Source organism: Pseudomonas lalucatii, from assembly GCF_018398425.1.
GTDB lineage: Bacteria > Pseudomonadota > Gammaproteobacteria > Pseudomonadales > Pseudomonadaceae > Aquipseudomonas > Aquipseudomonas lalucatii.
In genome coordinates this window covers 577,483-596,902 of the sequence record NZ_JADPMV010000001.1, presented here as the reverse complement: position 1 = coordinate 596,902, position 19,420 = coordinate 577,483, and the positions used below count along the sequence as shown (strand labels likewise).

The 19,420-nt window shown below is 65.5% G+C and carries 18 protein-coding genes; 7 read left to right on the top strand and 11 right to left on the bottom strand.

The genetic code is table 11. The features are described 5' to 3' along the window. The first annotated feature begins 70 nt into the window (after positions 1 to 70). The 5 genes from I0D00_RS02645 to argR are packed head-to-tail and all read left to right on the top strand — an operon-like array spanning position 71 to position 4,424. Positions 71 to 760: an ABC transporter permease gene (locus I0D00_RS02645; protein ID WP_213638211.1), complete on the top strand. Its 690-nt coding sequence runs from the start codon at positions 71 to 73 to the stop codon at positions 758 to 760. Positions 761 to 776: 16 nt separating this feature from the next. Next, positions 777 to 1,475, top strand: a complete 699-nt coding sequence (locus tag I0D00_RS02640) for an ABC transporter permease (RefSeq protein WP_213638210.1) — start codon at positions 777 to 779, stop codon at positions 1,473 to 1,475. Between the two features lie 10 nt (positions 1,476 to 1,485). After that, positions 1,486 to 2,598: a succinylglutamate desuccinylase/aspartoacylase family protein gene (locus tag I0D00_RS02635; protein WP_213638209.1), complete on the top strand. Its 1,113-nt coding sequence runs from the start codon at positions 1,486 to 1,488 to the stop codon at positions 2,596 to 2,598. An 18-nt stretch (positions 2,599 to 2,616) separates the two neighbouring features. Next, positions 2,617 to 3,381: an ABC transporter ATP-binding protein gene (locus I0D00_RS02630; RefSeq protein WP_213638208.1), complete on the top strand. Its 765-nt coding sequence runs from the start codon at positions 2,617 to 2,619 to the stop codon at positions 3,379 to 3,381. 59 nt (positions 3,382 to 3,440) lie between these two features. After that, positions 3,441 to 4,424, top strand: coding sequence for a GlxA family transcriptional regulator (argR, locus tag I0D00_RS02625; protein ID WP_213638207.1), 984 nt, complete (start codon positions 3,441 to 3,443; stop codon positions 4,422 to 4,424). 56 nt (positions 4,425 to 4,480) lie between these two features. Here the strand turns inward: argR and I0D00_RS02620 are convergent, their stop codons facing one another. The 10 genes from I0D00_RS02620 to alc form a co-directional block, all read right to left on the bottom strand. Next, on the bottom strand, positions 4,481 to 5,308 hold the full coding sequence (locus I0D00_RS02620; RefSeq protein WP_213638206.1) for an ion transporter: 828 nt from the start codon (positions 5,306 to 5,308) through the stop codon (positions 4,481 to 4,483). 205 nt (positions 5,309 to 5,513) lie between these two features. Then, the gene (locus tag I0D00_RS02615; protein ID WP_213638205.1) at positions 5,514 to 5,876 is read right to left on the bottom strand and encodes a cupin domain-containing protein; all 363 of its coding nucleotides are present in this window, start codon (positions 5,874 to 5,876) and stop codon (positions 5,514 to 5,516) included. A 202-nt stretch (positions 5,877 to 6,078) separates the two neighbouring features. Next, positions 6,079 to 6,981 (bottom strand): urea transporter, encoded by a 903-nt coding sequence (locus I0D00_RS02610; protein WP_213638204.1) that lies wholly within the window; start codon positions 6,979 to 6,981, stop codon positions 6,079 to 6,081. A 126-nt stretch (positions 6,982 to 7,107) separates the two neighbouring features. Next, positions 7,108 to 8,523, bottom strand: coding sequence for a pyruvate kinase (gene pyk / locus I0D00_RS02605; protein WP_213638203.1), 1,416 nt, complete (start codon positions 8,521 to 8,523; stop codon positions 7,108 to 7,110). Beyond that, a complete protein-coding gene (locus tag I0D00_RS02600; protein ID WP_213638202.1) occupies positions 8,520 to 9,794 on the bottom strand; it encodes a glycerate kinase type-2 family protein in 1,275 nt (424 codons plus the stop codon). Before I0D00_RS02600 ends, pyk begins: the two co-directional genes overlap by 4 nt. 173 nt (positions 9,795 to 9,967) lie before the next feature. Then, entirely contained in the window at positions 9,968 to 10,858 is an 891-nt protein-coding gene (locus I0D00_RS02595) for a 2-hydroxy-3-oxopropionate reductase (RefSeq protein WP_213638201.1), read from the bottom strand. 13 nt (positions 10,859 to 10,871) lie between these two features. Beyond that, on the bottom strand, positions 10,872 to 11,654 hold the full coding sequence (gene hyi, locus I0D00_RS02590) for a hydroxypyruvate isomerase (protein WP_213638200.1): 783 nt from the start codon (positions 11,652 to 11,654) through the stop codon (positions 10,872 to 10,874). Between the two features lie 95 nt (positions 11,655 to 11,749). Beyond that, on the bottom strand, positions 11,750 to 13,525 hold the full coding sequence (gcl, locus tag I0D00_RS02585; protein WP_213638199.1) for a glyoxylate carboligase: 1,776 nt from the start codon (positions 13,523 to 13,525) through the stop codon (positions 11,750 to 11,752). A 152-nt stretch (positions 13,526 to 13,677) separates the two neighbouring features. Continuing rightward, the gene (locus tag I0D00_RS02580) at positions 13,678 to 14,214 is read right to left on the bottom strand and encodes an ureidoglycolate lyase (RefSeq protein WP_213638198.1); all 537 of its coding nucleotides are present in this window, start codon (positions 14,212 to 14,214) and stop codon (positions 13,678 to 13,680) included. 2 nt (positions 14,215 to 14,216) lie between these two features. Then, positions 14,217 to 15,233, bottom strand: coding sequence for an allantoicase (gene alc, locus I0D00_RS02575; protein ID WP_213638197.1), 1,017 nt, complete (start codon positions 15,231 to 15,233; stop codon positions 14,217 to 14,219). Positions 15,234 to 15,611: 378 nt separating this feature from the next. Between alc and I0D00_RS02570 the strand changes: the two genes are divergently transcribed. Both I0D00_RS02570 and I0D00_RS02565 read left to right on the top strand, forming a co-directional pair. Next, positions 15,612 to 17,093 carry a YfcC family protein gene (locus I0D00_RS02570; protein ID WP_213638196.1) on the top strand — a complete coding sequence of 494 codons (1,482 nt, stop codon included), beginning with the start codon at positions 15,612 to 15,614 and terminating at the stop codon, positions 17,091 to 17,093. A 165-nt stretch (positions 17,094 to 17,258) separates the two neighbouring features. Continuing rightward, on the top strand, positions 17,259 to 18,110 hold the full coding sequence (locus I0D00_RS02565) for a MurR/RpiR family transcriptional regulator (protein ID WP_213638195.1): 852 nt from the start codon (positions 17,259 to 17,261) through the stop codon (positions 18,108 to 18,110). A gap of 235 nt (positions 18,111 to 18,345) precedes the next feature. Here I0D00_RS02565 and I0D00_RS02560 read toward each other — a convergent pair whose 3' ends face one another. After that, positions 18,346 to 19,170: a LysR family transcriptional regulator gene (locus I0D00_RS02560; protein ID WP_213638194.1), complete on the bottom strand. Its 825-nt coding sequence runs from the start codon at positions 19,168 to 19,170 to the stop codon at positions 18,346 to 18,348. Positions 19,171 to 19,420 lie beyond the last annotated feature (250 nt).

Below are 19,420 nucleotides of genomic sequence, written 5' to 3'. Positions count from 1 at the left end.
CAACGCGGTTTCGCGCCACTTTTTCGTTGTGCTTCCGGCGCCGTGCGCGCCTGCATGAGGTAACTGGAGCATGCTGAACGGCTACGGCTCGACCATTCTCGAAGGCGCCTGGCTCACCCTGCTGCTGGCCCTTTCATCCGTGGCGGTCGCCATCTTCCTGGGCCTGCTCGGGGCGGCCTTCCGCCTGTCGCCGATCAAATGGCTGGCGCTGCTGGGCGAGACCTATGCCACGGTGATTCGCGGCATTCCCGACCTGGTACTGATCCTGCTGATCTTCTACGGCGGCCAGGACCTGGTGAACCGGGTGGCGCCGATGCTCGGTTATGACGAATACATCGACATCAACCCCTTCATCGCCGGGGTGTTCACCATGGGCTTCATCTTCGGCGCCTACCTGTCCGAGACCTTCCGCGGCGCCTTCATGGCCATCCCCAAGGGCCAGGCGGAGGCGGGCGCGGCCTACGGTATGAGCGCGATCAAGGTGTTCTTCCGCATCCTGGTGCCACAGATGATCCGCTTCGCCATACCGGGCTTCACCAACAACTGGCTGGTGCTGACCAAGGCCACCGCGCTGATCTCCGTGGTCGGCCTGCAGGACATGATGTTCAAGGCCAAGAGCGCGGCCGATGCCACGCGCGAGCCCTTCACCTTCTACCTGGCGGTCGCGGCCCTGTACCTGGTGCTGACCAGTGTGTCCCTGCTGGCCCTGCGTTACCTGGAAAAACGCTACTCGGTCGGCACCAAAGCCGTCGACCTGTGAGCATGGGAGCGAACGCATGATCTTCGATTACCACGTTATCTGGGCCAGCCTGCCGCTGTATTTCGGCGGCGTGCTGGTGACCATCAAGCTGCTGCTGATCTCCCTGGCCCTGGGCCTGGCCATGGCCATTCCCCTGGCGCTGATGCGCGTCTCCAAGTCGCAGCTGGTGAACTTCCCGGCCTGGCTCTACACCTATGTGATCCGCGGCACGCCGATGCTGGTGCAGCTGTTTTTGATCTACTACGGCCTGGCCCAGTTCGAGGCGGTGCGCGAGGGCGTGCTCTGGCCCTACCTGTCGGATGCGACCTTCTGTGCCTGCCTGGCCTTTGCCATCAACACCAGCGCCTACAGCGCCGAGATCCTCGCCGGCAGCCTGCGGGCCACGCCCCACGGCGAGATCGAGGCGGCCAAGGCCATGGGCATGTCGCGGGCCAAGCTGTACCGCCGCATCCTCCTGCCCTCGGCGCTGCGCCGCGCCCTGCCGCAGTACAGCAACGAAGTGATCATGATGCTGCATACCACCAGCCTGGCGTCGATCGTCACCCTGATCGACATCACCGGCGCGGCGCGCACCGTCAGCTCGCAGCACTACCTGCCGTTCGAGGCCTTCATCACCGCCGGTCTGCTGTACCTGTGCCTGACCTTCGTGCTGGTGCGCCTGTTCAAGTCCGCCGAGCGCCGCTGGCTGGGCTATATGGCGCCGCGCAAGGCCTGAGGGGGCGAGCATGCAACGGATCGACCATCCACTGCCCTGGGGTTGCCTGGGCGCCGAGCGGCGCTTGAGTGTGTTCCGCTTCGGCAGCGGCCCGTGCAAGGCCTATATCCAGGCGTCGTTGCATGCCGACGAGCTGCCGGGCATGCGCGTCGCCGTCGAGCTCAAGCGCCGCCTGCGCGAGTTGGAGGCCCAGGGGCGCCTGACCGGGGTGGTCGAGCTGGTGCCGGTGGCCAACCCCATCGGCCTGGCCCAGCTGTTCCAGGCCACCCATCAGGGCCGTTTCGAGTTCGCCAGCGGCAAGAACTTCAATCGCGACTTCTTCGACCTGGAGGCCGCCATTGCCCCGGCCCTGGACGGCAGCCTGGGGGCGGACGGGGTGACCAATGTGCGGCTGATCCGTGCCGCCATGCAGGCGGCGCTCGAGGCGCTGCCGCCGGCCCAGTCCGAGTTGCAGGGCTTGCAGCGCCTGCTGCTGGGGCACGCCTGCGACGCCGATGTGGTGCTCGACCTGCACTGCGACTTCGAGGCGCTGGTGCACCTGTACACGCTGCCACAGCAGTGGGCCGAACTGCGCCCGCTGGCCGCACGGCTGCAGGCCGGCGCGGTGCTGACCACCGAGGACGCCGGCGGCAGTTCCTTCGACGAAGCCTGCTCCTCGCCCTGGCTGCGCCTGGCGCGGCGCTTCCCCGCGGCGACCGTCCCGCTGGCCTGCCTGGCGGCCACGGTCGAGCTGGGCGGCATGGCCGACACCGAGGCGGACCGGGCGGTGGCCAGTGCCGAGGCCATCCTGGCGTTCCTCGCCGAACAGGGGTTGATCGCCGGCGACTGGCCGGCCGCGCCCCAGGACTGCTGCGAGGCCACGCCGCTCGAGGGCGCGGAGTATGCCTACGCCCCCCATGCCGGTGTGGTGAGCTTCCTGCAGCCGCTGGGCGCGCGGGTCGCCGCCGGTGAGCCGCTGTTCGAGGTGATCGACCCGCTGGACGACCGCCACAGCACCGTCTGTGCGACCACCAGTGGCGTGCTCTATGTGCGTGAACGGATGCGTTTCGCCCAACCCGGTTTGTGGCTGGCCAAGGTGGCCGGTTCTACCCCTATTCGCCAGGGTCGCTTGCTGAGCGACTGATTCAAGAGAGTGGAAACCATGTACAAACTCGAAGTTCAGGATCTGCACAAGCGCTACGGCAGCCACGAGGTCCTCAAGGGCGTGTCCCTGGCGGCCAAGGCCGGCGACGTGATCAGCATCATCGGCTCCAGCGGCTCGGGCAAGAGTACCTTCCTGCGCTGCATCAACCTGCTGGAGCAGCCCTACGGCGGCAAGATCCTGCTCAACGGCGAGGAGCTCAAGCTGGTGGCCAACAAGGACGGCGGGCTCAAGGCCGCCGACCCCAAGCAGCTGCAGCGCATGCGTTCGCGTCTGGCCATGGTCTTCCAGCACTTCAACCTGTGGTCGCACATGAGCGCCCTGGAGAACGTCATGGAGGCCCCGGTGCACGTGCTCGGCGTGCCCAAGAAGGAGGCCCAGGAGAAGGCCGAGCATTACCTCAGCAAGGTCGGCGTGGCGCACCGCAAGGACGCCTACCCGGGCCACATGTCCGGCGGCGAGCAGCAGCGCGTGGCGATCGCCCGGGCCCTGGCGATGGAACCGGAGGTGATGCTGTTCGACGAGCCGACCTCGGCCCTCGACCCGGAGCTGGTCGGCGAAGTGCTCAAGGTCATGCAGGACCTGGCCACCGAAGGCCGCACCATGGTGGTGGTGACCCACGAGATGGGCTTCGCCCGCGAGGTGTCCAACCAGCTGGTGTTCCTCCACAAGGGCGTGGTAGAAGAGCGCGGCTGTCCGAAGGAGGTGCTGGTCAATCCGCAGTCCGAGCGGCTCCAGCAGTTCCTTTCCGGTAGTCTGAAATAAGCGCCAGAGCGGGCGTCTCGGCATGCCCCCAGAAGCCAATAGAGCCTAAACTGCCCCCCATGACTGCCCATCGAATCGGCTTCCTGCTTTGGCCCAACACCAAGCCCCTGACCTTGGCCCTGGCCGAGGAAGCCCTGCGTGTCGCCCAGCGCGTCCACCCCGAGGTGGCCTACGAACTGACCTTCCTCCAGGCGGAAGAGCCCGAGGAGGGTGCCTGGCGCCTGCCGGGTACGCCCTGGCCGGGCAAGCTGGACGGATTGCACAAGCTGTTCCTGCTCGCCGACGAGCCGCCGGCGGCGACCGCTCCCGCGCTGTCCGCCGCGCTCAAGCAGCTGGTGCGCGCCGGCTGCGTCATCGGCGGCGTCTCCGCCGGGGTCTATCCCCTGGCCCAGCTGGGCCTGCTCGACGGTTACCGCGCCGCGGTGCATTGGCGCTGGCAGGATGACTTCAGCGAGCGCTTCCCCAAGGTCATCGCCACCAGCCACCTGTTCGACTGGGATCGCGATCGCCTGAGCGCCTGCGGCGGCCTGGCCGTGCTCGACCTGATGCTGGCCCTGCTGGCCCGCGACCACGGCGCCGAGCTGGCCGGCGCGGTCTCCGAGGAGCTGGTGGTCGAGCGCATCCGCGAGGGCAGCGAGCGCCAGCGCATTCCGCTGCAGAATCGCCTGGGCTCCAGCCACCCCAAGCTGACCCAGGCGGTGCTGCTGATGGAGGCGAACATCGAGGAGCCGCTGACCACCGACGAGATCGCCCAGCACGTGTGCGTGTCGCGCCGCCAGCTGGAGCGCATCTTCAAGCAGTACCTGACCCGCGTGCCCAGCCAGTATTACCTGGAGTTGCGCCTGAACAAGGCGCGTCAGCTGCTGATGCAGACCAGCAAGTCGATCATCCAGATCGGCCTGTCCTGCGGCTTCTCCTCCGGCCCGCATTTCTCCAGCGCCTACCGCAACTTCTTCGGCGCCACGCCGCGCGAGGACCGCAACCAGCGGCGCAGCAACAGCCCCTTCGAACTGAGCTCGACGGCCGCCGCCGAGCGCGAGTGAGCCGGCCGGCACGAAAAAAGCCCGCATCGCTGCGGGCTTTTTCATTGGCGCTGGGCTCAGTCCCGAGCGGGCTGCTGCGGATACAGCATCTGGCCGCAGCGGTTGCAGAAGGCCGCCGCCGCTTCATGCTCGGCCTTCTGGCAATTCGGGCAGGCATGCTTGAGGTGGTCGCCGCCGCGGATGGCGCTGGCCAGCTCGGCGGTGAAAATGCCGGTGGGCACGGCGATGATCGAGTAACCGGTGATCATCACCAGGGTGGAGAGCATCTGCCCGGCCGGGGTCTGCGGGGTGATGTCGCCGTAGCCCACGGTGGTCAGGGTCACCACCGCCCAATAGATGCTCGTGGGGATGCTGGTGAAGCCGTTCTCCGGGCCCTCGATAACGTACATCAGGGCGCCGAACACCGTGACCAGGGTGGACACGCTGACCAGGAACACCGTGACCTTCTGCCGGCTGCCGCGCAGCGCGGTGAGCAGGAAGTTGGCCTGGCTCAGGTACTGGCGCAGCTTGAGTACGCGGAAGATGCGGATCATGCGCACGACCCGTACGATCATCAGGTACTGGGCGTCGGCGAAGACCAGGGCGAGAATCGCCGGCATCACCGCCAGCAGGTCGACCAGGCCGAAGAAGCTGAAGGCGTAGCGCAGCGGTTTCGGCGAGCAGTACAGGCGCAGGCCGTACTCGATGCCGAACATCAGGGTGAAGGCCCACTCCAGGCTGTTGAACAGGGTGGCGTACTGTTGGTGGTAGGCGTCGACGCTGTCGAGCATCACCACCACCAGGCTGGCCAGGATGACCAGCAGCAGCCAGTTGTCGAAGCGCTGCCCGGCCGGCGTGTCGGTGTGGAAGATGATGGCGTAAAGACCTTGGCGCCAGTTATCCATGGCGAACTCCCCCTGCTGCGAGAGGGCGAAGCCTATACAGGATGGGCCGGGGGTGCCAAGGGTTTATCCCGGGTGGTGGCCGGATGCCCTGTACGGCTGTGCTGCCGTCCGAGCACTGCCTGCGCAACGGCACGCGCGCGAGGGCGGCGGGCCGTTGCGCCCGCGCTTAGGCCCTGCCGGCGGGCCGGGCCCAAGCGCGCCGTTGTCAGTCGACCGCCAGGTAGTGCTTGGTGAAGCTGTCGCTGACGACTTCCCACAGGGTGTTGGTGCCGCTGGCGACGAAGAAGGAGTCGCCGGCCTTGTAGTGGGCGGTCTCGCCGGTCTGTTCGTTGGTGATCTTCACCTCGCCGAGGGTCACCACGGCCTGCTCGTGGAAGGTGTAGGGCAGGCGGAAACGGCTGCGGCGTACACCGAAGTAGCCGGCGCTGACCGACTCGTCCTCGGTGGCGAAGGTGGTCAGGGCGAACATGCTGTTGTCGCCTTCGATCATCTCGACGCCGATGTCTTCGAGGGTGCCGGCGAGTTCCAGTTCGTCCAGGGTGATGCCTTGCTTGATGCTGTGCAGCATGTCGTTCTCGCTCGGTGGAGGGGTCTCGGACCCGCGGGGATGGGCCACTACGCTAGCAGGGCGGATGGCCTTTGCCATGCGTATTCACGACACCGGCAACCGAGGCAGCGCCGTGCTGTGGGCCGTTGCAGGGCCGCTTGGCGGTTGCCTCGCCGAGCGAACTGCACTGAGCGAGCATTGAGCGCGCAGGGCCGGCGCCTGCTCAGTGAGTTTTTCGTCCATGCGCGCCGGCCTTTACCGCGCGTTGCCAGCTTTGTGCGCTGAGCTGAACCAGCCAGCAGGCGAGGATGAAAGGCAGGGTCAGTGCCGCCAACCCCAGGGCGCTCAGGCCCTGCTGCAGCAGCGAAGCAAGGACGATGCCCAGCACCAGCACCCAGGCCCGGCGCTGCACCTGGTTCAGGGCGATCGCCGCCAGGGCGGCGTTGTAGCCGCAGAGCCCGTGCAGGGCGTCGGCCTGCGACCAGCCCAGCGACAGGGCCAGGGCCAGGCCGCCGGCCGAACCGAGCAGGGCCCAGAGGGCGGCGCGACGGTCCGCCAGCAACAGGCCGAGCCACAGGCACAGGCCGGCCAGCGGCTGGTCGAGGAAGATCACCTGGCCCAGGCCGCGCAGCAGCGCCAGCAGGATGCCGAGGCCGTCCGCCATGCCCAGGGCGCTGGCTGCCTCGCCCTGCAGCGGCAGCTGCAGAGGGGTGGTCAGGGCCAGGAGCCCCCAACCCAGCAGGACGAAGGGCAGGGTGAAGGCCGGCAGCCAGCCGCGGCTGCGCATGGCGCTCATCCAGGGTGCCAGGAGCAGGCTGGACAGGCCGGCGCCGAGGGCGACCAGCAGTGCCAGCAGCGGCGACCAGGCGAACTTCAGGCTGGCCAGCAGGCCGAGGAGAATGCCGTTGTAGCCGTACAGGCCGATCTCGATGTCGCCGCGCGGATAGTCGCGCCAGCGCGCCACCAGCATGCCGCTCAGGCCGCCGAGCAGGGCGCCGCCGAGCAGGCCGGGCGCGCCGATGGCGAGCGCCAGCAGCACCAGCAGGCCGCAGCCGGGGTGGCTCTGCAGGAATATCTGGCTGAAGCCGTTGAGCAGCGCGCGGAGGGGCAGGGGGAGCTCGGGCATGCGCGGTACACCTGAATAAAAAGAGGCGCCCGCTGCCGCAGCAGGGGACGCCTGTAATCTGGCAATGCCAGCGTGGGAGCGTGGATGCCCTGGCCCGCAAGGTTGCCGGCCAGGGCGGGTGGTCGGTCAGTGCAGGGTCTCGATGCGCAGGCTGTTGGTGCTGCCCGGCTGGCCGAAGGGTTCGCCGGCGGTGATCACCAGGGTGTCGCCGGCCCGGGCCATGCCCTGGGCCTGGGCGATTTCCAGGGCGGTGCTGGTGACGGCCTCGACCTGGTGCAGGCGCTCGTTGACCACCGAATAGACGCCCCACGCCAGGCTCAGGCGGCGGGCGGTCTGCAGGTTTGGCGTCAGGCTGAGGATCGGCGCCTTCGGGCGCTCCCGCGAGGCGCGCAGGCTGGAGGCGCCGGACTCGGTGTAGTTGACCAGCGCGGCCACCGGCAGGATGGCGCTGATGCGGCGGATGGCGCAGCTGATGGCGTCCGAGGCGGTGGCCTCGGCCTGCGGGCGGCTGACGTCCAGCTGGTTCTGGAAGTCCGGGCCGTTCTCCACCTGGCGGATGATCTTGCTCATCATCTGCACGGCTTCCAGCGGGTAGTCGCCGGAGGCGGTCTCGGCCGACAGCATCACCGCGTCGGTGCCTTCGGCCACGGCGTTGGCCACGTCGGTGACCTCGGCACGGGTCGGCGCCGGGGAGAAGCGCATGGATTCGAGCATCTGCGTGGCCACCACCACCGGCCGGCCGAGCTGGCGGCAGATGCGGATGATGTCCTTCTGGATGCGCGGCACGTTCTCCGCCGGCACCTCGACGCCCAGGTCGCCGCGGGCGACCATGATGGCGTCGCACAGCTCGGCGATCTCGGCGATCTGCTGCACCGCCGAGGGCTTCTCGATCTTGGCCATGAGCGCGGCCTTGCCCTGGATCAGCGCACGGGCCTCGACGATGTCCGCGGGGCGCTGGACGAAGGACAGGGCCACCCAGTCCACGCCCAGCTCCAGGCCGAAGGCCAGGTCGCGGCGGTCCTTCTCGGTCAGCGGGCTCAGCTGCAGCACCGCCTCGGGCACGTTGACGCCCTTGCGGTCAGACAGCTCGCCGCCGGCGATGACCTCGGTGATCACCGCATCGGCCTGCTTGGCGGTCACCTGCAGGCGCAGGCGGCCGTCGTCGAGCAGCAGGGTCATCCCCGGCTGCAGCGCCTCGATGATCTCCGGGTGCGGCAGGTTGACCCGCCGGGCGTCGCCCGGGGTGCTGTCCAGGTCCAGGCGCAGGGCCTGGCCGCGCTCCAGGTTGACCTTGCCTTCGGCGAAGCGGCCGACCCGCAGCTTGGGTCCCTGCAGGTCCATGAGGATGCCGATGGGCGTGCCCAGCTGGCGCTCCACTTCGCGCACCCACTGGTAGCGCTGGGCGTGGTCGGCGTGCTCGCCGTGGCTGAAATTGAGGCGGAACAGGTTGACCCCGGCCTCCACCAGCTGGCGGATCTGTTCGATGCCTTCCACGGCCGGCCCGAGGGTGGCGAGGATCTTCACTTTCTTGTCGGCGTTCATGGGGCAGGGTCCTCAAGGATCAGAATGGCGCGGAAATCGTTGACGTTGGTACGGGTCGGGCCGCTGACGATCAGCGCGTCGAGGGCGGCGAAGTAGCCGTAGCCGTCGTTGTTGTCCAGCGCGTCGCGGGCGTTCAGGCCCAGGCGTGCGGCGCGGGCGTAGCTGTCCGGGCTCATCAGGGCGCCGGCGTTGTCCTCCGAGCCGTCGATGCCGTCGGTGTCGCCGGCCAGGGCGTAGACCCCAGGCAGGCCCTGGAGGCTCTCGGTCAGGCTCAGCAGGAACTCGGCGTTGCGGCCGCCGCGGCCGTTGCCGCGCACGGTGACGGTGGTCTCGCCGCCGGAGAGGATCACGCAGGGCGCCTTGAGCGGCTGGCCGTGCAGGCGCACCTGGCGGGCGATGCCGGCATGCACCTTGGCCACCTCGCGCGACTCGCCCTCCAGGTCGCCGAGGATCAGCGGCGTGAAACCGGCGGCGCGGGCCTTCTCGGCGGCGGCCTCCAGCGACTGCTGGGGAGTGGCGATCAGCTGGAAGTGGCTGCGCGACAGCACCGGATCGCCGGGCTTAACGGTTTCCGAGCGCGGGTCCTGCAGCCAGGCGCGGACGTGGGCGGGGACCTCGATCTGATAGCGAGCGAGTATCGCCAGGGCCTCGGCCGAGGTGGTCGGGTCGGCCACCGTCGGCCCGGAGGCGATTACCGTGGCCTCATCGCCCGGCACGTCGGAAATCGCGTAGGTGTAGACGCTGGCCGGCCAGCAGGCCTTGGCCAGGCGGCCGCCCTTGATCGCCGAGAGGTGCTTGCGCACGCAGTTCATCTCGCCGATGGTGGCGCCGGACTTGAGCAGCGCCTTGTTGATCGCCTGCTTGTCTTTGAGTGTGATGCCCTCGGCCGGCAGGGCCAGCAGCGAGGAGCCGCCGCCGGACAGCAGGAAGATCACCCGGTCTTCTTCGGACAGGCCGCTGACCAGCTCGAGCACCCGGCGCGCCACGCGCTCGCCGGCGTCGTCCGGCACCGGGTGGGCGGCTTCCACCACCTCGATCTTGCGGCAGGCGGCGCCGTGCTCGTAGCGCGTCACTACCAGGCCCGACACCTCGCCCTGCCATTCGTGTTCGATCACCTCGGCCATGGCCGCGGCGGCCTTGCCGGCTCCGATGACGATGACCCGACCGCTGCGGTCGGCGGGCAGATGGTCGGCCAGCACCTGGCGCGGGTGGGCGGCGTCGATGGCGGCGGCGAACAGCTCGCGCAGCAGGCGTTGCGGATCGATGGACATGGCAGGCTCTCTTGTTATCGCTGGAACATCGTCGATTCTACTGCGCAGCGTCCTCCGGGCGGGCGCTGCGCACTAGAATCGACCCACCCGGCCGGCAGGCCGTGACACCGCCGGCCGGGCAGATCGAAAGGGGTTGCCATGGGACGGCTGACCCCGTCCCGTGGCCTGTTGGCTTACTTGCCGCGGATGTTGAAGTTGGCCATGTGCTCCAGGCCCTTGATCAGTGCCGAGTGGTCCCAGTTGCTGCCGCCGATGGCCGCACAGGTGCTGAACACCTGCTGGGCGTTGGCGGTGTTGGGCAGGTTCAGGCCCAGCTCCTTGGCGCCGGCCAGTGCCAGGTTGAGGTCCTTCTGGTGCAGGCTGATGCGGAAGCCCGGATCGAAGGTGCCCTTGATCATGCGCTCGCCGTGCACCTCGAGGATCTTCGAACCGGCGAAACCGCCCATCAGCGCCTCGCGCACCTTGGCCGGGTCGGCGCCGTTCTTGGCGGCGAACAGCAGGGCCTCGGCCACCGCCTGGATGTTCAGGGCGACGATGATCTGGTTGGCCACCTTGGCGGTCTGGCCGTCGCCGTTGCCGCCGACCAGGGTGATGTTCTTGCCCATGGCCTGGAACAGCGGCAGGGCGCGTTCGAAGGCAGTCGGGCAGCCGCCGACCATGATGCTCAATGTGGCCGCCTTGGCGCCGACTTCACCGCCGGAGACCGGGGCGTCCAGGTAGGCCGCGCCGGTGGCCTTGATCTTCTCGGCGAAAACCTTAGTCGCGCTGGGCGAGATCGAGCTCATGTCGATCACCACCTTGCCGGCGCCAACGCCTTCGGCCACGCCGTCCTGGCGGAACAGCACGTCCTCGACCTGGGGGGTGTCCGGCACCATGACGATGATGAATTCGGCTTCCTGGGCGACTTCGCGCGGATTGGCCAGGGCGATGGCGCCGGCTTCGACCAGGTCGGCCGGGGCCGGATCGTGGTGTTCGGACAGGAACAGGGTGTGACCGGCCTTCTGCAGGTTCTGAGCCATGGGCTTGCCCATGATACCGGTGCCGATGAATCCGATTTTTGCCATGAGTGATGTCTCCTCAGATTGCGTTGTGCGCTTTCATCCAGCCGAGGCCGGCAGCGGTGGTGGTGGCCGGCTTGTATTCACAGCCGATCCAGCCCTGGTAACCGATGCGATCCAGGTGCTCGAAGAGGAAGCGGTAGTTGATCTCGCCGGTGCCCGGTTCGTTGCGCCCCGGGTTGTCGGCCAGCTGCACATGGTTGATCGCCGCCAGGTTGGCCTCGACGGTGCGCGCCAGGTCACCCTCCATGATCTGCATGTGGTAGATGTCGTACTGCAGGTACAGGTTGGCGCTGCCGACCTTGGTACGGATATCCAGGGCCTGCTGGGTGTTGTTCAGGTAGAAGCCGGGGATGTCGCGGGTGTTGATGGCTTCCATGACCAGCTTGATGCCGGCGGCCTCGAGCTTGCCTGCGGCATAGCGCAGGTTGTCGACGAAGGTCTGCTCGATGGTGGCGCAGTCCACGCCCTGCGGGCGGATGCCGGCCAGGCAGTTGATCTGGCGGTTGCCCAGCACCTTGGCGTAGGCGATGGCCTGGTCGACACCGGCGCGGAACTCCTCGATGCGATCCGGGTGGCAGGCGATGCCGCGTTCACCCTTGGCCCAGTCGCCGGCGGGCAGGTTGAACAGCACCTGCTCGAGCTTGTTGGCGTCCAGGCGGGCCTTGATCTCTTCGGCCGGGAAGTCGTAGGGGAACAGGTACTCGACACCGCTGAAGCCGGCATCGGCGGCGGCGGCGAAACGCTCCAGGAAGTCCACTTCGGTGAACAACATGGACAGGTTGGCGGCGAAACGGGGCATGGTTGGCTCCTTTCAGTTTCGTAGGGTGGATGTCGCGCAGCACATCCACCAAGGGTGGTGGAAAACGCTCCGCGGTTTTCCACCCTACGGTTGCGTCAGTCCAGCAACGAGATGGCGGTCGGTGCGTCGGCGCCGCGCTCGGCCAGTTCCTCGAACTCGTTGATGGCGTTGATCTCGGTACCCATGGAGATGTTGGTGACGCGCTCCAGGATGATCTCCACCACCACCGGCACGCGGTGTTCGGCCATCAGCCGCTTGGCTTCGGCGAAGGCGTTCTGCAGTTCGTTCGGGTCGAACACGCGGATCGCCTTGCAGCCCAGGCCCTCGACCACGGCGACATGGTCGACGCCGTAACCGTTGATCTCCGGCGCGTTGATGTTCTCGAACGCCAGCTGCACGCAGTAGTCGATGTCGAAGCCGCGCTGCGCCTGGCGGATCAGACCCAGGTAGGAGTTGTTCACCAGCACGTGGATGTACGGCAGGTTGAACTGCGCGCCGACGGCCAGTTCCTCGATCATGAACTGGAAGTCGTAGTCGCCGGACAGCGCCACGACCTGACGCTGCGGGTCGGCCTTGACCACGCCCAGGGCCGCCGGAATGGTCCAGCCCAGCGGGCCGGCCTGGCCGCAGTTGATCCAGTGGCGCGGCTTGTAGACGTGCAGGAACTGCGCGCCGGCAATCTGCGACAGACCGATGGTGCTGACGTAGCAGGTGTCCTTGCCGAACGCCTCGTTCATCTCCTCGTACACGCGCTGCGGCTTGGCCGGCACGTTGTCGAAGTGGGTCTTGCGCTGCAGGGTACGCTTGCGCTCGCGGCAGGACTCGAGCCAGGCGCTGCGATCCTTCAGCTTGCCGGCGGCCTGCCACTCGCGGGCCACCTCGAGGAAGGCGTCCAGGGCGGCACCGGCGTCGGAGACGATGCCCAGGTCCGGGTTGAACACCCGGCCGATCTGGGTCGGCTCGATGTCGACGTGGATGAACTTGCGGCCCTCGGTGTAGACGTCCACCGAACCGGTATGGCGGTTGGCCCAGCGGTTACCGATGCCGAACACCAGATCGGAGGCCAGCAGGGTGGCGTTGCCGTAACGGTGGCTGGTCTGCAGGCCGACCATGCCGACCATCAGCTTGTGGTCGTCGGGAATGGCACCCCAGCCCATCAGGGTCGGTACCACTGGCACGCCGGTCAGCTCGGCGAACTCGACCAGCTTGTCCGCCGCGTCGGCGTTGAAGATGCCGCCGCCGGCGACCAGCAATGGGCGCTCGGCGTCGTTGAGCATGGCGATGGCCTTCTCGGCCTGGACCCGGTTGGCAGCCGGCTTGGCCAGCGGCAACGGCTCGTAGGCGTCGATGTCGAACTCGATCTCGGCCATCTGCACGTCGAACGGCAGGTCGATCAGCACCGGGCCCGGACGGCCGCTGCGCATCTCATAGAAGGCCTTCTGGAAGGCCCGCGGCACCTGGCCCGGCTCCATCACGGTGGTCGCCCACTTGGTCACCGGCTCGACGATGCTGGTGATGTCGACGGCCTGGAAGTCCTCCTTGTGCATGCGCGCACGCGGCGCCTGGCCGGTGATGCAGAGGATCGGGATGGAGTCGGCGCTGGCCGAGTACAGGCCGGTGACCATGTCGGTACCGGCAGGTCCCGAGGTGCCGATGCACACGCCGATGTTGCCGGCATTGGTGCGGGTGTAGCCCTCGGCCATGTGCGAAGCGCCTTCGACGTGGCGAGCCAGGACATGATCGATGCCGCCGACTTTTTTCAGTGCGGCGTACAGGGGGTTGATGGCGGCGCCGGGGATGCCGAACGCAGTGTCAACGCCTTCGCGGCGCATCACCAGTACGGCGGCCTCGATTGCTCTCATTCTGGCCATTATCTTGTGCCTCTTTTGTTTTCAAATTGTATACAAAACATCTGGCATGGATTCTATGCAGCACATGACTTGGAGGTCAACATCTTTTCCATGACCATGCTTGGATGGTGGGAACTCTTTTAAAACGACCGTTTTAGCCTGGTCCGCCGTCGCTAGCGGGGCCGCAGCACGCAGCCGTTCGGCAGCCCGGAGTAGTCCAGGAGCAACTGCTCGTCGCTGTCGAAGTAGTGCTCATCGCAGTTGTGCTTTGGGGTGATCAGGTCAACGAGAATGAAGTCCTGGCTCGGCGCCAGCGCCAGCAGCGAGTGGTGCCAGACCCCCGGGTGATAGTTGATGCCCTGCTTGCCGTCGGCGACGAAGGCACGGATGTCGTCGAGGTCGATGTCATCGCCCCGGGGCGCGACCACCACGATAAAGGGCTGATCGTCCTGGGGTATGAAGGCCTGGCTCGCGAGCGGGTGGCGTTCGAGCACCTCGATGCGCAATGGCGAGGGCAGCGGTTGTGAGCGAACCAGGCTGATGGCCGTATGGCCGTCGGAGGGGTCGCCGACTATCTGCGAAATATCGTGAAAACGCTCCGTCGCGCCGTTGTTGATGCTGAAATGGCGGCTGCCGGCCATTTCGATCACATCGCCGAAAGGGCTGAAGCTGTCCCGCTCCAGGGGCTGTAGTTCGAGGGTGCGGGGCATCGTCAGGCTCCCTTCCTGCCGGTGGCGACCGGCGTGCCGATCAGGCGCAGGCGACTGATCCCCCCATCGGGGAAGATGTTCAGGCGCACATGGGTAATGGGGCCCATAGCGGCGACTTCGTCACTGAAATAATGCTGTTCATGGGCGTGAAGCTTTTGCTCCGGTAGCAGTTCGCGCCAGAACAGGCTCTGCGTCTCGATCTGCTCGTCGGTGCCGCCTTTGACAAACGCGGCCTGGATCGAGCAACTGTTCGGGTAGTTGCCCTTGAAATGGGCGGTATCGACTTCGATGCGCTGGATTTCGCCTGGATGGCCTAACGCCACTATTACCCAGTCATTGCCGGGTGTGCGGCGGCGGGCCGTTTCCCAGCCATCGCCCATGTTGATGCCGCGCCCAGGGTTGAGGATGTTGGCCATGCGCCCGAAATGCTCATCGCTGCAGGCGAGCGCGCGCCCGCCGTTGACAACGGCCGCGAGGTCGATCGGCGTGGCGCTGCCGATTTCGATGCGGGACTGCGGCTGGCCCCAGGCGCGCAGGCGGGCGATGCCGCCATCCGGATAAATGTTCAGCTTGAGGTGGGTCCAGATCCGATCATCGTCGATGGCATGGATATGGTGGGAGTCGCCCGACAGGCTGACCGACGGCAGGATTTCGACCCATGCGGTAGCGGCGTCCGGTTCGGCGTTTTCACAGTGGCAGGCCTGCACCGATGCGGAGGGCGGGAAGTTGCCAGTGAAGTGGCTGGTGTCGAGGTCAATACCCTTGATGGTGCCCGGCAGGCCGAGTCGGATGACGCTGTAGTCATAGCCTTCGCAGCGCTTGCGACGGGACTCCCAGCCGTCCATCCATTTGCCGTTTTCATCGAATACGCCCTCCTTCCAGACCGGTTCTTGGGAGGACAGCATGCGGCTGGCCGCGGCAAAAAACTCATCGGTGCAGAACAGAATCTCGGCGCCAAGGCGCTCATCGGCCAGGTTGGGCCAGCGTGTGGAATAGCCGTCGGAAGCAGTCTTCTTCATCGATTACACCTTGATGGGGTTTGTTGATTCTTGGTCGTGTCGGGCGGCGTACGATCCCGCTCCCCCGACCGCTGGTTAGGGATCAGCCTACGCCAACTTTCGGTAAAATCAATAACGAATTTTCAGATTGATTTAATATGAAAACAAATTATCATTGGTTTCAGGTCGACAGGAGCCTGCCTCCCTCAGGGCAGATCCCTAAAGGCCGTGCGCAACAGCAAGAACGTAAGGGGCGTTGCCCGGGTGAACAGGCGCCGGGAATCGCAGGGCAGGATCACCGTGGCCGGCACAGGAGGCGTTGTCGGAGCGGAAACGCTGTCTCCTTCGTTGCTTGAGCCAAGGGATAAACAATAAAAAACCTAAGCTGAGGTAGAAAAAATGGCTGGTGCCAACAGCAACAACGACACCTTCGGTCAGCGAGTCGATTCAACGGAACCGCAGGTGGAGTCTGATGTGCGCAAGAAAAAACCGTTCGAGATGCCACATATCTATGTCATTCTTTTCGTTTTCAGCGCCATCGCGGCGGTGCTGACCTATATAGTCCCGGCGGGTGTCTATGACCGGGTACCGGGGCCGAACGGCCGCACCACTATCGACCCGGATTCGTTTCGCGTCGTCGAATCCACGCCTGTCGGCTTGGTCGACTTCATGCTGGCGGTGCCCAAAGGGCTGATCGATGCCGGTGTGGTGGTGTTTTTCACCCTTATTATCGGTGGCATGTTCATGGTGCTAAGGCGCACCGGCATCATCGAGGTCGGGGTAGACAAGCTGACGCGGCGCTTCGCCCACAACAGCATCCTGGTGATTCCGGTGCTGATGGTGACCTTCGCGGTGATTGCCACGCTGATCGGTACCCAGGAGCTGGCGCTGGTCTACGTGCCGGTGATCCTGCCGCTGATGATCGCGTTGCGCTTCGATTCGGTCACCGCGGCGGCGGTGGCGCTCTGCGCCACGACGGCGGGTTTCACCGCCGGCGTGCTCAATCCGATCAATACCGGCCTCGGCCAGCAGCTGGCGGACCTGCCGGTGTTCTCGGGCATGACCCTGCGCATCCTGGCTTTCGTCGCCATTCTGGGCGTGGGTATCGTCTATGTGATGCGATATGCGCTGAAGGTGCGTGGCAATCCTGAATTCAGCCTGATGCGAGGTGATGTCAACGAGCTGGAGAAACGGCAACGCTACGTGCACAGCGCTAGCGAAAGTGCGATGAGCGCTACCCCGCGCCAGAAACTGGCCGCCGTTGCCGCTTTAGGTTTCTTCGGTCTACTGGTGTGGGGCGTGTTGGAGCGGGGCTGGTTCATGATGGAGATGGCCGGCCTGTTCGTCATCATGGGCATTGTGGTCGGTCTGATCGCCGGCCTGAAAACCGCCGAGATCTGCGAAGGTTTCAACGAAGGTTTCCGCGATGTGCTGGTCGGCGCCATGATCTGCGGTATTGCCCGGGCGGTCGCCGTAGTGCTGGAGGAGGGTCAGATCATGGACACCCTGGTCCATGGTCTGGGCGGGCTAGTCGGTGGCTTCCCGCCGATGCTGTCAGCGATTGGCATGTTCCTGGCCCAACTTGGTTTCAACTTCGTCATTCCGTCAGGCAGCGGCCAGGCGCTGGTGACCATGCCGATCATGGCGCCGTTGTCCGATCTGATCGGGGTGACTCGCCAGACCGCGGTACTGGCCTACCAGTTGGGTGATGGCCTCAGTAACATCTTCTACCCGACCTCGGGCTACTTCATGGCAACCCTGGCGCTGGCCGGCGTGAGGTGGGACAGGTGGGTCAAGTTCTTCCTGCCGCTGTTCGCCATGTGGATCGCCATTGCGATGGCTTTCCTGGTCTACGCTCAGGTCGCGCAGTGGAACGGTTGAACGAGCGTCAAGCCTGAATCGTCCGGCATAACCCCCCGCAACGCCAAGTTGCGGGGGGGTTTCCGTCAGGTCCCATGTGATGTCGTGTTCTGTTACAGTCTGGAATCGATTGTTCGTAACAGGAATCGCTATCAACATGGATGCACAGGACGTATGGAAGTTGCCATGAAACTGCCGATCGAGGATCGTCTGCGGGACATCTATGAGGAGCTGCCACGCAGCGAGCGGCTGCTGGCCGACATCATCATAGACTTTCCCGGTGATCTGGCGACCCATTCCATCTCCGAACTGGTCATCCGCGCCAACACCTCCAATGCCGCCGCCACCCGGCTGATCAAACGCCTCGGCTACAAGGATTTCCGCGAAATCCGCAAGCAGGCACGGGATGCCAAGGAGCAAGGCTCTCCCCGCTATCTGCATACCATCGATCATCACAGCGGCGATTTCAAAAGCGAGATTAAGCAACACGTCGACTGCGAAGTGCAGAATCTGCTGAGCAGCTTCGATGCCCTGAGCGAGGAGATGCTTGAGCAGATCACCGAGAACATCGAGACGGCAGACAATATATGGGTCATCGGCTATGGCAACAGCTATATGCCGGCGATGTACCTGCGCCAGCAGCTGATCCAATTGCGCCAGTGTGTCGAAATCCTGCCAAGGCCCGGACAGGCGATCGAGAAAGATCTGTCGGGGCTGAGTGAGCGCGACCTACTCGTTGTGTTGGGCTTTCGTCGGCGCAAAGACGTGATCTACCGGCTGATGAGGTATGCCCAGGAACTCGGTACCCGGGTGCTGTACGTTACCGACCACTCCGAGGACAAGACGGCAGGCCTGGCGGACTGGACCATACGCTGCATGGTGAAAAGCACCTCGTTGTTCGACTCCTACATCTCAGCCTTCAGCGTCCTCAACTATATCTGTGCCTCGGTTTCCGATCACCTCGGTCGGGCGGCGTCGGAGCGATTGAGCCGGGCCGAGCGACTGCATGATATTTTCAGCCGGATCGAAGAGACCTGAGGGGCGGCGAACACCCCCCGGTGTCGTATGGCGGCACAGTGCACTGGTTTTTGATGGGAAGGTTGGGGGCATACCGCCGGCCTGTTGCGAGCATCTGCTGCTGACGTCGCGTCACGCGGCTTGTCGCGAACATCTGGAGAGGCTGTCGCTGCTTTTCCCCGCCGCCGAGACTTGTATGAAGACGATGGTCGTCACCTGGTCAGCGCCCAGCGCGCCTGGTTTTTTCAACGGTGTGTCAGTAATCCGCGGCAGCCTGGCTCTGGCACAGTTGATGGAGCCGTGCCTGCAATACCTGGCCAGCCTGGCCCAGGCCGGGCCGGCCATAAAGCACCAAGTGTATTCCGTCGATTGGTGGCAGGCCGCTTTCCCCTGTCAGTAGTCGATGCCCCGACTGCAGTACACGCCGCGGCAGCAGGCTGATACCGAGGCCAGCGGCCACAGCGGCGCAGACGCTGGCGAGGCTGGCGCTGGAGTAACTGATGCGCCAGTTACGGCCGTTGACCTCGAGGGCCTGGATCATTTCCTGGCGATACAAACCGCCCGGGGCAAAAGCCACCAGCGGCAACGGGTCGCGGACCAGCGCCGGGCGCTGGCGGCTATCCATCCAGCACAAGGGTTCCGGCCAGGCTGCTAGGCAGTCGTTGCCGGCCTTCATCTGTTTGCTCAGCAACAGATCGAATTCGCCGTCGTGATATCGGCGCAACAATTCCGGGCTGAGTCCGCTGCTGACCTCCAGGCGCACCTTCGGGTGGGCTTCGGCGAAGTCTTCGGGCACGCCAAGTCGTAGCACTCCCTCGCTTTGCTCATTGCGCAGCACTTCTTCGGCTTCGTCATGCAGCGCCAGAATCCGCCGGGCATAGCTGAGCAAGCGCTCGCCCTCGGCGGTTGCTAGCACTCGGCGGACACTGCGGTCGAACAGGCGACAACCGAGGGTGTCTTCGAGCCGCCGCACTTGCTGGCTGACGGTCGACTGGGTGAGGTGCAGGCGTTCGGCGGCGCGAGTGAAATTGCCGCAGTCGGCAACGGCGACAAAGCTGCGCAGCAGCAGGTGATCGAGCATTGTCTATTCCAATATCCACTGATAGGCATGCTTACATTTAATTTTAGAATACCTGATCGGCTCTGGATAATAGCTCTCGGCTGCAGTCCAGCGCAGATCACCATCGACCTTGAGAGGTACCACCGATGCCGCATGCTCAAGCCTTCCTGGCTCAGGTCGTTGCTCCGGATCGCGAGGGCGCCGAGCACGGCGGGCGTACCCGCGTGACTGTGTGGCGCAGGAAGGGTGCGCTACTCGTCCGCACGTTGGC